The sequence below is a fragment of the Paracoccus marinus genome (genome assembly GCF_007018965.1).
GTDB lineage: Bacteria > Pseudomonadota > Alphaproteobacteria > Rhodobacterales > Rhodobacteraceae > Paracoccus > Paracoccus marinus.
Genome location: NZ_VJYZ01000004.1, coordinates 228823 through 243435, shown reverse-complemented (window position 1 = coordinate 243435; position 14613 = coordinate 228823). Strand labels below are relative to the sequence as shown.

15 protein-coding genes are annotated in these 14613 nt (G+C 70.9%); 11 read left to right on the top strand and 4 right to left on the bottom strand.

The window, feature by feature from the left end; all coding sequences use genetic code 11:
- Positions 1–8 precede the first annotated feature (8 nt).
- From FNF32_RS01960 to FNF32_RS01950, 3 genes are read right to left on the bottom strand one after another with little or no spacing between them, the layout of a single operon-like run.
- Entirely contained in the window at positions 9–1178 is a 1170-nt protein-coding gene (locus tag FNF32_RS01960; RefSeq protein ID WP_131675306.1) for an SPFH domain-containing protein, read from the bottom strand.
- Between the two features lie 43 nt (positions 1179–1221).
- Complete coding sequence (locus FNF32_RS01955; protein ID WP_246087631.1) at positions 1222–2328, bottom strand: DUF2927 domain-containing protein; 1107 nt, start codon at positions 2326–2328, stop codon at positions 1222–1224.
- Between the two features lie 16 nt (positions 2329–2344).
- Positions 2345–3538: a toxic anion resistance protein gene (locus FNF32_RS01950; protein ID WP_131673923.1), complete on the bottom strand. Its 1194-nt coding sequence runs from the start codon at positions 3536–3538 to the stop codon at positions 2345–2347.
- 350 nt (positions 3539–3888) lie between these two features.
- Between FNF32_RS01950 and fabF the strand changes: the two genes are divergently transcribed.
- Positions 3889–5184 carry a beta-ketoacyl-ACP synthase II gene (gene fabF, locus FNF32_RS01945; protein ID WP_131673922.1) on the top strand — a complete coding sequence of 432 codons (1296 nt, stop codon included), beginning with the start codon at positions 3889–3891 and terminating at the stop codon, positions 5182–5184.
- Entirely contained in the window at positions 5184–6368 is a 1185-nt protein-coding gene (mltG, locus tag FNF32_RS01940; RefSeq protein ID WP_131673921.1) for an endolytic transglycosylase MltG, read from the top strand. Before fabF ends, mltG begins: the two co-directional genes overlap by 1 nt.
- A 24-nt stretch (positions 6369–6392) precedes the next feature.
- On the opposite strand, the gene FNF32_RS01935 is transcribed toward mltG, so the two are convergent.
- Positions 6393–7601, bottom strand: a complete 1209-nt coding sequence (locus tag FNF32_RS01935; RefSeq protein WP_131673920.1) for a hypothetical protein — start codon at positions 7599–7601, stop codon at positions 6393–6395.
- A 369-nt stretch (positions 7602–7970) separates the two neighbouring features.
- Here FNF32_RS01935 and FNF32_RS01930 point away from each other — a divergent pair, with 369 nt between their 5' ends.
- From FNF32_RS01930 to FNF32_RS01890, 9 genes are all read left to right on the top strand, one after another.
- Positions 7971–8333, top strand: a complete 363-nt coding sequence (locus FNF32_RS01930; RefSeq protein ID WP_131673919.1) for a permease — start codon at positions 7971–7973, stop codon at positions 8331–8333.
- Positions 8284–9624 carry a DNA-packaging protein gene (locus FNF32_RS01925; protein WP_131673918.1) on the top strand — a complete coding sequence of 447 codons (1341 nt, stop codon included), beginning with the start codon at positions 8284–8286 and terminating at the stop codon, positions 9622–9624. Before FNF32_RS01930 ends, FNF32_RS01925 begins: the two co-directional genes overlap by 50 nt.
- A gap of 136 nt (positions 9625–9760) precedes the next feature.
- On the top strand, positions 9761–10975 hold the full coding sequence (locus tag FNF32_RS01920; RefSeq protein WP_131673917.1) for a phage portal protein: 1215 nt from the start codon (positions 9761–9763) through the stop codon (positions 10973–10975).
- A gap of 1 nt (position 10976) precedes the next feature.
- Positions 10977–11210 (top strand): GTA head formation protein, RCAP_rcc01685 family, encoded by a 234-nt coding sequence (locus tag FNF32_RS01915; protein WP_131673916.1) that lies wholly within the window; start codon positions 10977–10979, stop codon positions 11208–11210.
- 6 nt (positions 11211–11216) lie between these two features.
- Entirely contained in the window at positions 11217–11789 is a 573-nt protein-coding gene (locus FNF32_RS01910; protein ID WP_131673915.1) for an HK97 family phage prohead protease, read from the top strand.
- Between the two features lie 135 nt (positions 11790–11924).
- Positions 11925–13100 (top strand): phage major capsid protein, encoded by a 1176-nt coding sequence (locus tag FNF32_RS01905; protein ID WP_131673914.1) that lies wholly within the window; start codon positions 11925–11927, stop codon positions 13098–13100.
- A 143-nt stretch (positions 13101–13243) separates the two neighbouring features.
- Positions 13244–13852, top strand: a complete 609-nt coding sequence (locus FNF32_RS01900) for a head-tail connector protein (protein ID WP_131673913.1) — start codon at positions 13244–13246, stop codon at positions 13850–13852.
- A complete protein-coding gene (locus tag FNF32_RS01895; RefSeq protein WP_131673912.1) occupies positions 13849–14172 on the top strand; it encodes a head-tail adaptor protein in 324 nt (107 codons plus the stop codon). Before FNF32_RS01900 ends, FNF32_RS01895 begins: the two co-directional genes overlap by 4 nt.
- Positions 14169–14603 (top strand): DUF3168 domain-containing protein, encoded by a 435-nt coding sequence (locus FNF32_RS01890; RefSeq protein ID WP_131673911.1) that lies wholly within the window; start codon positions 14169–14171, stop codon positions 14601–14603. Before FNF32_RS01895 ends, FNF32_RS01890 begins: the two co-directional genes overlap by 4 nt.
- Positions 14604–14613 lie beyond the last annotated feature (10 nt).

Below are 14613 nucleotides of genomic sequence, written 5' to 3'. Positions count from 1 at the left end.
GGTCTGGATCAGCCCTGCGGCAGCGGGGGCGGCAGCATGGTGAACAGCTGCGCCAGCGCCGCCACCTCGTCGGCGGGCAGCCAGCCGTCCTGTCCCGGCGCCCAGACGAGGGTGTCGCGGGTGAAGCGCCCCTCGTTCATCATCCGGCCAAGGTCGCTGCGCCCGAACGGCCCCTGCGCGGCGCCGTCGATCGCGATGTGCCAGACGGTGTCGGGGGTGCTGGACTGGGGCGCGATCATGCCCGGCGCGGGTTGCGGCTGGTGCTGCTGCTGAACCGGGCCGGCCGGCCCCCATGGACCTTGGGTATATTCCGGCGGGCGGGCCGCCATCCCGGCACCCATCCCTGCCCCCATCCCAAGCCCCGCACCCAGCGCCGCGCCGAAGCCCGCGCCGGCCCCGCCCTGGTTCTGCGAGGCGTTCAGCATCGCCTCGGCCTGCGCGTACTGGCCGAAGCGGTTCAGGTCGCCCACGATCCCCATCGAGGTGCGCTTGTCGAGCATCTTCTCGACTTCCTGCGGCAGGCTGATGTTCTCGATGTAGAACTCGGGGATGGTCAGGCCGTACTGGGTGATCGCGGGAGCGATGGCCTTGGCGATCAGGTCGCCCAGTTCCCGGGTGTTGGCGGCCATGTCCAGCACGGGAAGGTTGCTCGACGCGATCACGCGCGCGACTTCCTGCACGATGATGTTGCGCAGCTGGAACGCGATCTCGTCGCGGGTGAACTCACCGTCGGTGCCCACGATTTCCGTAAGGAACCGGCCGGGGTCGGTCACGCGCATCGTGTAGGTGCCGAAGGCGCGGATGCGGACCGGCCCGAACTCGGGGTCGCGCGCGATCAGCGGGTTGCGGGTGCCCCATTTCTGGTCGTTGAAGCGGGTCGTGTTGACGAAGTAGATTTCCGACTTGAACGGCGAGCGGAAGCCGTGGTGCCAGTGCTGAAGCCGCGTCAGCACCGGCATGTTGTTGGTTTCCAGCAGGTAAAGGCCCGGCCCGAACACGTCGGCAAGCTGCCCCTCGTGGACGAACACCGCCGCCTGGCCTTCGCGCACGGTCAGCTTGGCGCCGTACTTGATGGCGTTGCCGCGCGTCTCGAACCGCCACACCAGCGTGTCGCGGGTGTCGTCGGTCCATTCGATGACGTCGATGAATTCGCCGGTGAGAAAGTCCATGATCGCCATGATGATCTCCGTCAGCTCAGGGCAGGGTTGGCGGGCAGAAGGGTCAGCTGTTCCCGCCCAGAAGTTCGGTCGCGATGGTCTGCGCCACGGGACGGGCCTCGGCCTCGGTCATGCCGGGGACCAGGCGCGGGTCGTAGAGGATCCGCAGCAGCAGCTCGTCGTGGCGGGTGAGATAGGCGAACTCCTCGTCGTCGTTGAAGATCGAGGGCCGCGCGCGCGGGCTGTCGTTGGCAAGGCCCATGCCCTGCGCCAGTTCCTCGTGGACGCAGGACTGGAACATCCGCTGCGGCAGTTCCGACCGGATCACGGCCACGGCGCGCGAATAGACGGGAGAGCTGCCGGCGGAATAGGCGAAGACGGTGCAGAAGTTCTGCGGCCGCATGTCCACGATCGCCTGCACGTCGGCGGGCGGGATGCCGGGGACCAGCTGCGAGACGCGGGGGCCGACGCCGGCGCGGTCGTCCTCGGACAGGATCATGACGGCGAAGTTGCCGCCCGCGCCGGTGAGCGATACTGGATGGCCGGTGACGGCGCCCAGACGCCCGGCGAAGGTCGCGACATCGGCGCGGTGGCGCACGCGGGTGCCCGCGTCCACCGACGCGCCGAAATCGACCTGAAGGCTGACCGGCGCGGCCCAGCGGCGCAGGGGGGCGGCATGAACGCCGGGGACCAGCGCCGCGCCCTTGCGTTCGTATTCGTCGCGCAGCGCGATGGCGATGAAATCGTCGGTCAGCGCGGCGGCGGTGATCGCCCCGGCCCCGCCGCCGTCATCGGTCCTGAGCTTGCCCTTGGCGATCAGCGCGTCCTGCGCACCGACGAGATAGTCGCGCATCGTGTCGCTGGCCGCGCTGGGCTGCTTGCTGGCGCGTTCCTGGGCAAGGCGCGCGGCCTCGGCCCGTTCGCGGCGCAGCGCGGCCTGGCGCACGGTTTCGGGCGTGCCCGAGGGGCGGGGGACGACCGCGACCTGTGCCGGGCCCGAGGGCGCGGGGTCGCGCCCCGACGGCCCGCCGCAGGCCGCGAGCGCCGCCACCAGAAGGACGGCGCCGCACCTGACGGCGATGCGGGCCGCGCGGCCGCGGTTGGCGGGCGGGCCGGCGGGCCGGACGGCGCTCGGGACGGGGGCTGCGGGGCGGGACGGGGGCGTGGTCACGGTGGTGGCTGTCGGTTCAGCGGGGCAGGGCTTGCGCCGCGCCCATCGTCTGCGGCGCCTGCTGGCGGGCGCGGGACGCGGCGAGGGTGTCGCGCAGCTCGATCTCCATCTTCTGGAGGTCCTGCTCGGCGGCCGCGCGGCGGGCCTTGCCCTCGTCGGCGATCCGCAGGCTGTCCTCGATCGTCGCGACCAGCTCGGCATTCGCGGTGCGGACGGATTCGATGTCGAAGACGCCGCGCTCCATCTCGGTGCGGATGCGGACGTTCGCCTCGCGCAGGTTCCTCGCGTTCGCGGTCAGCAGGTCGTTGGTCAGGTCCGTCGCCTCGCGCACCGCGCCCGCCGCCTGCGCGCCGCGCTGAATCGTGACCGCCTGCGCCAGCTGGGTTTCCCACAGCGGCACGGTGTTCACGAGGGTCGAGCTGATCTTGGTGACCAGCGACTTGTCGTTTTCCTGCACCAGCCGGATCGAGGGCAGCGACTGCATCGTCACCTGCCGGGTCAGCCGCAGGTCGTGGACGCGGCGTTCCAGGTCGTCGCGCATGGCGCGCAGGTCGCGCAGTTCCTGCGCCTCCATCACGTCGCCGTCGGTCTTGCTGGCGGCGACCTCGGCTTCCTTGGCGGGGATGTCCTTGTCGTCGAGTTCGCGCAGCTTCGCCTCGCCCGCGGCGATGTAGAGCGCGAGTTCGTCGTAGAAATCGAGCGTGCGTTCGTAGAGGACGTCGAGCGACTTGATATCCTTGAGCAGCTGGTGCTGGTGGGTTTCAAGGTTGACCGTGATGCCGTCGATCTGGCTTTGCACCTGTTCGTAGTTGGCCACGAACTTGGCGAAGGGCGCGGCGCGGCCGGTCAGCTTTTCCCACCACGACCGCTCGCGCCGCACGTCGAGTTCGTTGACCGAGAAGCCGCGGATCGTGGTCACGATGTCGCGCAGGCTTTCGCCCGCCGGACCCACGTCCTTGTTCTTGACGTCGGCCAGCATCTGCTGGCTGATTTCCTGCAATCCCGCCTGCGCCCGCGATCCGAAATGCACGACCGAGGTGGTGTCGGTCAGGTCGATCTCGTCCATGCGGCGCCGGATCTCGTCTGCCACCGGGGCGTCGGCCTGCGCCAGCGCCACCACCTCGCCCTGAGGTTCGGGCAGGACAAGGGCGGTCACGTTGCGAAGTTCGTCCAGGGTGGCTTCCGCCCGGCGCTGGGTTTCGTTTGTCATCGACGCGTTTCCCCACATTGGTGATCGGGCGGTATTCGGGCAGTTGGCGGGCGGTGATCTGGCCACGCCGGGACTGCCGGGATTATCCGGCCTGTTGCTCGCGCATTCAACCTGACCGGTGCAGTTAAGTTCCGGTTTTCGCGGCAATCCGCGTGGTATTCGACGCAATCGGCGCGTGCATCGTTCCGGGGCGGCGGTCTGGTCCCGGTCTGGTCCCCGTCTGTCCCCGGACAGGTCCCGGGCTGGTCCCGAGTCGCGGCGCGGCGGGGCTTGCCGGGCGGGCGCCCCGCGTTGCACCCTGCGGGACGCGCGTGTATGCATCGCGCCCATCGAAGACGGGAAGGAGCGCCATGCGTAGGGTCGTCGTCACGGGACTGGGAATGGTCACGCCGCTGGCCTCGGGCGTCGAGGAGACCTGGACGCGGCTTCTGGACGGGCAGTCGGGCGCGGGCCCGATCACGCGCTTCGATCCGAAGGACGTGGTGACCAAATACGCCTGCGAGATCCCGTTCGGGGACGGCAGCGACGGCAGCTTCAACCCCGACGACTGGATGGAGCCCAAGGACCGCCGCAAGGTGGACGACTTCATCCTGTACGGGATGGCGGCGGCGGTGCAGGCGGTGCGCGACGCCGGCTGGGAGGACCCGTCCGAGGACGAGAAGCTGCGGACCGGCGTGATGATCGGGTCGGGGATCGGCGGGCTCACATCCATCGCCGAGACGGCGGTTCTCATCAAGGAGCGCGGGCCCAAGCGGGTGTCGCCGTTCTTCATTCCCGGCTCGCTCATCAACCTCGTCAGCGGGCAGGTGTCGATCCGGTTCGGCTTCAAGGGCCCGAACCACGCGGTCGTCACGGCCTGTTCGACCGGCGCCCACGCCATCGGCGACGCGGCCCGGCTGATCGCCTTCGGCGACGCCGACGTGATGGTCGCGGGCGGGGCGGAAGCGCCGATTTCCGAAATCGGGATCGCCGGGTTCAACGCCTGCAAGGCGCTGTCCACCAAGCGCGACAACGATCCGCAGGCGGCGAGCCGTCCGTGGGACACGGACCGTGACGGCTTCGTCATGGGCGAGGGCGCGGGCGTCGTCGTGCTTGAGGAATACGAACACGCCAAGGCGCGCGGCGCGAAGATCTATGCCGAGGTGCTGGGCTATGCGCTGTCGGGCGACGCCTATCACATCACCGCCCCCAGCGAGGACGGCGACGGCGGCTTCCGGTCGATGAGCGCGGCGCTGGAGCGCGCCAAGCTGAAGCCCGCCGACATCGACTACATCAACGCGCACGGCACCTCGACCATGGCCGACACGATCGAGCTGGGCGCGGTCGAACGCCTGCTGGGCGATGCGGCATCGGGCGTCACCATGTCGTCCACCAAGTCGTCGATCGGGCACCTTCTGGGCGCGGCCGGCGCGGTCGAGGCGATCTTCTGCATCCTCGCCATCCGCGACCAGATCGCGCCCCCGACGATCAACCTGGACAACCCGGCGCGCGAGACGGCCGTGGACCTGGCCGCCAACGCGGCCGTCCGGCGGCAGATCGACGTGGCGCTGTCCAACAGCTTCGGCTTCGGCGGCACCAACGCCAGCCTGATCGTGGGCCGGGTCGGGGATCGGGTCGCGGATCGGGTCCGGGATCGGGCCGACTGATGTTCTGGCGCGGCCTCGCATCGACCTTTCTCACGCTGCTGATCGTGATCCTGATCGGCGCGGCGATCGCGGTCGCCTGGGGGCGCGCGCAATACACCTCGGCCGGGCCGAGCGCCGCCGCGCAATGCGTGACGGTGGCGCAGGGGGCAAGCCTGAACGCGGTGTCCAAGCAGCTGGCCGAGCAGGGCGTCGTGTCCAGCGCCTACATCCTGCGGACCGGCGCGGATTACGAGGGCAAGGCCGGCGGGCTGAAGTTCGGAAGCTATCTCGTGCCGCCCGGCGCGAGCATGCAGCAGGTGGTGGACACGCTGACGGCGGGCGGCCCGTCCACCTGCGGGGTCGAGGTGGTGTTCCGGGTGGGCGTGCGCGGCAACAGCGTCGTGCTGCGCGACCTGAACGCCGCGTCGGGCCGTTACGAGGACCGCGCCAGCTACGATCCCGCCGCCCAGCAGGAGCCTGCGGAAATCGCGCAGGCCGCCGACCGGCCCGGCGCGCGGCTGCGCGTGGCGGTGGCCGAGGGCGTGACGTCGTGGCAGATCGTCGAGGGGCTGAAGACGGCCCCGTTCCTTGCCGGCGAGACCGGAGCGGTGCCGCCCGAGGGGTCGCTGGCCCCCGACACCTACGAGGTGGACAAGGGCGCGGACCGCGGCAAGCTGATCCAGCAGATGCGCGACGCGCAGGGCCAGCGGCTGGCGCAGGCGTGGGAGGCGCGGCCGTTCGGCCTGCCCTATGAGACCGCGGAGGAGGCGCTGACGATGGCCTCGATCGTGGAAAAGGAAACCGGGATCCCGCAGGAACGCCGGGTGGTGGCGAGCGTCTTCGTCAACCGCCTGCGCGACGGGATGCGGCTGCAGACCGACCCCACGGTGATCTATGGCGTGACCGAGGGCAGGGGCATCCTTGACCGGGGCCTGCGCCGGTCGGAACTGGCGCGGCGCACGCCCTACAACACCTATCTCAACGAGGGGCTGCCGCCGACCCCGATCGCGAACCCGGGCCTTGCCGCGATCCAGGCGGCGCTGAACCCCGAGGACACCGAGTACCTGTTCTTCGTGGCCGACGGGTCGGGCGGCCACGCCTTTGCCCGCACGCTGGCCGAACACGAGGCGAACGTCGCCCGCTGGCGCGAGATCGAGGCGACGCAGGGGGCCGAGACGGATTCGCCCGTGCAGACGGCGGACTGAGCGGGTTCCGACGCGACGGCCGGGTCAGTCGTTCAGGGCCGGACGGTCGGGGCCGCCGCCTGGCCCGCCCACAGCCTGAACCACCGAGAGCCCGGCCGCCGCCGCCGATTTCGCCAGCACGTAGCAGTCATGGGCGGCGCGGTCGGGGACCGAGCCTTTCGTGCCCTTCTTCTTCACCGCCGCCAGGATATCGGCGGTGCGTTCGTGGTAGTGATCCACGTCGAAGACGCGCGCAAAGCTGCCCAGTTCGCCCAGCGCGTCCAGCGTCACCATCGTGCGGTAGCATTTCCAGCAGCGCGAGCAGTTCCTGCGCTGGCTGATCGCCTCGGCCCGCCGGGCCGCGGGCGCGACGCAGACGTCGAGCATGCGATGCGCGATCTCGTCGCGGGCGACGACACGGGTCTTTTCGATCCGGTTCATGCCGGCGTTCGCGGAATGGAAGCGCATCCCCTCGGGCGCGATCAGCGGCAGCAGGATCGGGTCGAAGTTCGCCATCGTGGCGGCGCTGTCGATGGTGATCTCGTCGTAGCTGTAGGCGGACGCGTAGAGATAGTGGTCGATCTCGGCCTGGAACAGCGAGGCGGCGGCCATGTTGCGCATGGTGTGCGTGCGCACGAAATCGAGATTTCGGAGGGGGGTGTAGAAAAGCTGGAGGTTGCTGTCCACGGCATGGGCGGTGCGGCCGGTGAGGGCGGCGAATTCGTCCAGCCGGGCGACCATCAGGCGGAAGGCGCGCATGACGTTGGCGCCACGTCCGCCCCCCATCGCGCCGACGTTGAAGGTAAACACATCGGTCACGGCAAGGGCGGGAACGAGGCCCGCGGCCCGAAACGAGCCGATCGCGGCGAAGCTGTCGATCCCGGCGCTGAAGCCGGTGCCAATCCGCACCCCGTTGCGGGGCGGGGCGGGATCGAGGCAAAGATCGGCGTCGATCCGCACCAGCGACAGCGACGGGTCGTAGCGGCGCAGCGCGAACTGAAGATCGGTCCGGGCCGCATAGAGAAACAGGGGCGAGATCCTGCCGTCGATCCTGAGGTCGCGGCCGGTCTGCATCGCGGGCATCAGCAGCGACAGCAGCACCCAGTCGTCGCTGCGGGCAGGCGTGTGGGAGGCGGCGATCACGTCGAACCGCAGCGGGTGCGAAGGCCCAAGGCCGGACACCCGGCACTCGTAACGCACGCCATCGGGCGTGCGGGTCCTGGTCACCTCGTCCACGACGATGACGTCCGTCATGCGAATCTCTTTGTCGAAATGTGATGTTGGCCGATCCTTAGCAGAATCGGATGGGGACATTTCAAGCGGGTTGAGGGCCCGGATGTGCGAAACATTCGAACAGTTGCAGTGCCACATCGCCGTGTCCAGACAGGGTGTCGCGGCCTGCGCGGTGGGGGTGTTGCGTCTTGCAAGCCGTTGTTATGGTTTGCTAAAATATGCTCCGGTCGGTATCAATCGGGCCCCGCGGATTGACTTTGCGAACGGTCGAATGTAGAACAAACACATGCTGGGAGAGGTGGGCAAGCGGCCGGGGCGGAAAGCCTGACGGGCCGCTTTTTCGTTTCTCTGCTCGTGCGGACAGGCACACGAGGGGCAGGGCAGACATACATGGATATGACGTTCGATCCGGGGCCGGTGGCGCCGGAAGGTCCGTTCACGCCCGCAGCCGACGCTGCGGGGCGCGCGTCCGTTCTGGAGCTGTGGGAAGGGTTGTTCCACAGCTACGCCGAAGACCTGGAAAGGGCGCGGCGAAAGGTCGAGGCGGGCGAGTTCGATCAGGTCAAGGACAGCCGGCAGCTGGCGCGCGATCTTCGCGCGGCGGCTCATCTGGTGCTGGAGGAAAGGGGAAAGCTTGACAAGCTTCGCAAGGAATCTGCCGGGAATGTCGGAGCCGGCGCGCTCGACCTTGCCGCGGCACGAGATGAAATCGGGCGCCGCCTGGCTTGCCTGCGCCGCGCCGGAGGAGGTTGACGCGTTCCTGTCGGGACTGACCGAAAACGCGCTGGCGAGCCTGCCGTGGCTGTTCGAGTTCTGGGCATTGCCGCACCAGCTGCCGCCCGATGGCGACTGGAAGTCGTGGGTCATCATGGGCGGGCGCGGCGCGGGCAAGACCCGCGCCGGGTCGGAATGGGTGCGCGCGCAGGTCGAGGGGGCGACTCCGCTGGCGGCCGGGCGCGCGCGGCGGGTGGCGCTGGTGGCCGAGACGTTCGATCAGGGGCGCGACGTGATGGTAATGGGGGATTCGGGCATCCTCGCCTGCTCGCCCCCCGACCGCCGCCCGGTGTGGGAGGCGGGGCGGCGCAGGCTCGTCTGGCCGAACGGGGCGACGGCCACGGTGTATTCGGCGCACGAGCCCGAGGCGCTGCGCGGTCCGCAGTTCGATGCCGCCTGGGCGGACGAGCTGGCGAAGTGGAAGAAGGCCGAGGAGACCTGGGACATGCTGCAGTTCGCGCTGCGGCTGGGCGAGCATCCGCAGCAGGTCGTCACCACGACGCCGCGGAACGTGGGGGTGTTGAAGACGATCCTGAGGAACGCCTCGACCGTCGTGACGCATGCGCCGACGGATGCGAACCGGGCCTATCTGGCGGAAAGCTTCCTGGCCGAAGTCGAGGCGCGCTATGCGGGCACCCGGCTTGGCCGGCAGGAGCTTGAGGGCGTGCTGCTGGACGACGTGGAAGGGGCGCTGTGGGCGACCGCCGCGATCGAGGCGGGGCGGGTGGACGCCGCGCCGAAGCTGGACCGGATCGTGGTCGCGGTGGATCCGTCGGTGACCGGGGGCGCCGCCAGCGACGAATGCGGGATCGTCGTCGCGGGCGTGGTCTGCGAGGGGCCGCCGCAGGAGTGGCGGGCCTATGTGCTGGAGGACGCATCAGTGCGGGGCGGGCCGCTGGACTGGGCGCGCGCCGCCATCGCCGCGATGGCGCGGCACGGGGCCGAGCGGCTGGTGGCCGAGGTGAACCAGGGCGGCGATCTGGTGGAAAGCGTGATCCGGCAGGTCGATCCGCTGGTCCCGTTCCGCAGCTTGCGGGCCGGGCGGGGCAAGGGGCTGCGGGCGGAGCCGGTCGCTGCGCTTTACGAGCAGGGCCGGGTGCGGCATCTGCGGGGCCTGGGCGCGCTTGAGGACCAGATGTGCCGGATGACGGTGCGCGGGTTCGAGGGGCGGGGGTCGCCGGACCGGCTGGACGCGCTTGTCTGGGCGATCCACGAGCTGATGATCGAGCCGGCGGCGCAGTACCGGCGGCCGCAGGTGCGGGCGCTGTAGCGCCTGAAGGCCGGGGCGCTGCCCCGGACCCCGGGATGTTTCGGGACAGAAGATGCGCTCAGTTCAGGGCGCGGAGCGGGAACGGGGCTGCCTTGCGGGGCGGCCCCTTCTTCATGGCGGACACGAGGAGAGGCGCATGGCAGGGCGGTGGTTCGGACGCGGGAACGGGCAGGCGGATGCCGCAGCCCCCGCGCAGGTCGAGACGAAGGCGAGCGCGACCGGGCGGGTGGTGGCGCTCGCCTCGGGGTCGGGGCGGGTGGTGTGGTCGCCCCGCGACGTGGGGAGCCTGACGCGGGCGGGCTTCACCGGCAACCCGGTCGGGTTCCGGGCGGTGAAGCTGGTGGCGGAGGCCGCGGCCGCCGTGCCGCTGGTGTGCCAGGACGCGAAGCGCCGCTACGACGTCCATCCGGTGCTGGACCTGCTGCGGCGCCCCAACCCCGGGCAGGGCCGGGCGGAGCTGTTCGAGGCGCTGTTCGGGCAGCTGCTGCTGTCGGGGAACGGGTATCTGGAAGCGGTGTCGACCGAAGGGGCGGATCTGCCAGTCGAGCTGCACGTGCTGCGGTCGGACCGGGTCAGCATCGTGCCGGGCGCGGATGGCTGGCCGGTCGCCTATGACTATGCGCTGGGCGGGCGCAAGCACCGCTTCGACATGACCGGCTCACCCGATCCGATCTGCCACATCCGCAGCTTCCATCCGCTGGACGATCACTACGGGCTGTCGCCGATGCAGGCGGCGGCGGTGGCCATCGACGTCCACAACAGCGCGAGCGCCTGGTCCAAGGCGCTGCTGGACAACGCGGCGCGGCCCTCGGGGGCGATCGTCTACAAGGGGGCGGACGGGCAGGGGCTGCTGAGCCCCGACCAGTACGACCGGCTGGTCTGCGAGATGGAGATGCACCATCAGGGCGCGCGGAACGCCGGGCGGCCGATGCTGCTGGAAGGCGGGCTCGACTGGAAGCCGATGGGATTCTCGCCCTCGGACATGGAGTTCCAGGAGACCAAGACCGCCGCCGCGCGCGAGATCGCGCAGGCCTTTGGGGTGCCGCCGATGCTGATCGGCATCCCCGGCGACGCGACCTATGCCAACTACGCCGAGGCGCACCGGGCGTTCTATCGCCTGACCGTGCTGCCGCTGGTCAGCCGGGTCGCGGCGGGGGTCGCGTGGTGGCTGTCGGAGCATCTGGGGGCCGAGGTCGACCTGAAGCCCGACCTGGACCAGATCCCGGCGCTGGCGGCAGAGCGCGACCAGCACTGGGCGCGGGTGGGGGCCGCGGACTTTCTGAGCCAGGGCGAGAAGCGGGTGGCGCTGGGGCTGCCGCCGCTCGCCTCCGCCACGGGCGCGGGCGGCTGAGATGGAGGGGTCGAGGTTCGGGAAGGAGCCGTTCGACTGGCACGACCAGCGCTTCGCCACGCAGGAGCGGATCATGGCGCTGCAGTTCGGGCAGGTGGACCGGCGGCTCGAGCGGATCGAGTCGCTGATCGAGGGGCTGGAGAAGCGGCTGTGGATGACGGTTTACGGCGTGGTCGCCGTGATCCTGACGCAGGCGGTCCAGTCGATCCTGCAATTTGGGCCGAAGGGGGGGTGACGCGACATGAGGATGGACGAGCTGGGGCTTGAGGTGAAGTTCGCGGGCGGCGCGCCGGTGCTGACCACGACCGACGCCGGCACGGTGATCGAGGGCTACGCCAGCCTGTTCGGGCTGGCCGACCAGGGCGGCGACAAGGTGATGCCTGGGGCCTATGCGGCGAGCCTGTCGCGCCTTTCCGAGCGCGGCGACAAGGTGCGGATGCTGTGGCAGCACGATCCGATGCGCCCGATCGGGGTCTGGGACGAGATCCGCGAGGATGCGCGCGGGCTGTGGGTCCGGGGGCGCTTGCTGTCCGAGGTGGCGCAGGCGCGCGAGGCGGCGGCGCTGGTGCAGGCGGGCGCGATCGACGGGCTGTCGATCGGCTATCGCACGGTTCGCGCCGAGCGCAGCGCGGAAGGGCATCGGCTGCTGACCGAGGTCGAGCTGTGGGAGGTGTCGCTGGTCACGTTCCCGATGCTGCCCGAGGCGAAGGTCGGGCGTAAGTCCGGCGACCGCGACGAGGCCGTTGCGGCGGACGAGACGGCGGCGTTTTCGGCCGCGCTGCGCGACGCCGCCCGCGCGCTGCGCGGCGAATGATCTGAGGGACATCCGGCCCTGACCGCCATGCGCGGGGCCGAGACGGGGATCCGGCGAGGGGTGGGCCCCTCGCCGGCTGCGGGCGGCTGCGCCGAAGGGCCCGGACCGCCGACACCGAGGAAGGAGAGGACCGCGATGACCGACGGAAACGCTGCGGAGAGGACGGCGCCCACGGGGGCCGTCGCGCCCGCGGGGGTGAAGGGCGCGATGGCCGAGTTCGTGGGCGAACTGACCCGCTTTCGCGAGACGATCGAGACGAAACTGCAAGCACAGGAAAACCGCATGACCATGCTGGACCGCAAGACCGCTTTCCGGGGCCGCGCGCCCCTGTCCACCGCCGCCGAGATCGAGGCGCCGCACCAGAAGGCGTTCGCCGCCTATCTGCGCCAGGGCGACGAATCCGCGCTGCGCGGCCTGGTGCTGGAGGAAAAGGGCATCACCGTCGCGACCGACGGCGGCTTTCTTGCCGCGCCCCAGATCTCGGCCGACGTGCAGGACGCGCTGAGGAACGGCGGCTCGCTGCGCGCGCTTTCGACCGTCGTGCAGGTCGATTCGCCGTCCTACGAGGTGCTGGTCGACCGCGCCGACCTTGGCAGCGGCTGGTCGGGCGAGGGCGCGGTGGCCGAGACCGACGCGCCGCGCGTCGATCGCGTGTCGATCCCGCTGCACGAGCTGTCGGCGATGCCCAAGGTCAGCCAGCGCCTGCTGGACGACGCGGCCTTCGACCTGGAAGGCTGGCTTGCCGCCCGCATCGCCGAGCGGTTCAACCGCGCCGAGGCGAACGCGTTCCTGAACGGCGACGGCGTGGACAAGCCCAAGGGCCTGCTGACCTACGCGCACTTCCCCTACAAGACCGCGACCGAGATGCAGATCGGGCGCGTCAACACCGGCGTGTCCACGGGCCTGGGCAGCGACCCGGCGGGGCTGCTGGTCGAGCTGACCTATGCGCTGGCCGCGCCCTATCGGGCCAACGCCTCGTTCGTGATGAACTCGCGCATCGCGATGGAGCTGCGCAAGCTGCGCGACACCGAAGGCCGCTTCATCTGGGCGGATTCGCTTGCCGCTGGCCAGCCTTCGCGCCTGCTCGGCTATCCGGTCATCATCTGCGAGGACATGCACGATGCCGGCACGAGCAAGATCGGCATCGCCTTCGGTGACTTCGCCGCCGCCTACACGATCGCCGAGCGTCCCGAGCTGCGCGTCCTGCGCGACCCGTTCTCGGCCAAGCCGCACGTCCTGTTCTACGCCACCAAGCGCGTGGGCGGCGGCCTGACCGACCCGCGCGCGGTCAAGTTCCTCGTCTTCGGCTGATCCACGGCCGGAGCGGGGGGCGCGCAGGGGTGCTTGCCGTGGCGGCACAGCACTGTCCGCACGCGCTGTGGCAGGCGCGCAGGCGCGCCCCCCGTCTTTGCCGCCGCCGTTCAGACGAAACGCAAGGAACGGGAGGTTCCAGGATGATGCTTGTCGAGGAAGCGGCGCCCGACGCGGGCGCGCTGCCCGTCGCCGCGCTGCGCGGATACCTGCGGCTGGCCACGGGGTTCGAGATGGCGACCGACGCCGCCGAGGACGCCGCGCTCGCGGGGTTCCTGCGCGCCGCCATCGCCACGATCGAGGCGCGCACCGGCAAGGTGCTGCTGCGCCGCCCGTTCCGGCTGCGGCTGGAGGAATGGCGCGACCCCGCGCGCCAGCCGCTGCCGCTGGCGCCCGTCGCCTCGGTCGAGGGGGTCGAGGTCACGGACGCGGCCGGGCAGGTCGCGGCGATCGAGGCGGGCGCGTGGCGGCTGGTTCCCGACAGCCAGCGCCCGGCGCTGGTGGGGGCGGGGGGCTGGTTGCCCGCGGTTCCGTCGAACGGGTTCGTCACGGTCCGCTTCACCGCCGGGTTCGGCGAGACCTGGGCGGGCGTGCCCGCCGATCTGGCGCAGGCGGCGATCATGCTGGCCGCCCGCTATCACGAGGACCGGGGCGAGCCGCAGCAGGGGGCGGCGGTGCCGTTCGCCGTCGGCGCGCTGCTGGACCGTTGGCGGCAGGTCCGCACCCTCGCCGGGCGCGGGGGGCGGGCATGAGCGTGCCGCTGATCCTCGAGACCGCGGGCCGGGTCGGCGACGGCATGGGGGGCCATGTCCTGCGCTGGGCGGCGCTGGGGCGCGTGTTCGCCACCATGAAGGCCGGGTCCGGGCGCACCGGGCTGGCCGAGGTCTGGCCCGAAAGCGTCGTCGGCTGGAAGATCACCGTCCGGGCCGCGCCCGAGGGCGATCCGCGCCGGCCCGCGCCGGGGCAGCGCTTCCGCATGGGGGCGCGGCTCTTCCCCATCGACGCCGTGGCCGAGGCGGACGCCGCCGGGCGCTGGCTGGTCTGCACCGCACGAGAGGAGAGGCAGGCATGAGCTATCTCGCATCGGCCGCGCTGCAGGGCGCGGTCTATCAGGCGCTGCGCGAGGACGAGGCGCTGGGCGAGCTGGTCGGCGACGCGATCTACGACGCGATGCCGGTCAGCGCGCCCAGCGGCGTCTATGTGGCGCTGGGCCCCGAGGACGTGAGCGACGCGGGCGACATGACCGCGCCCGCCGCGCGGCATGACTTTGTCATCTCGGTACTGTCGGGGGCCGACGAGGGCGGCGGCGGCTTTGCGGGCGTCAAGGCGGCCGCGGCGGCCGTGACGGCGGCGCTGGAGGCGGCGGCGCTGGAACTGGAGCGGGGGCACGTCGCGGGGCTGTGGTTCCTGCGCGGGCGGGCGCGGCGCGCCGATGGCGGGGCCGGGCGGCGGGTGGACATGACGTTCCGCGCCGCCGTGGACCTTGCCCGGAAACATCATTGAGGAGACGGGA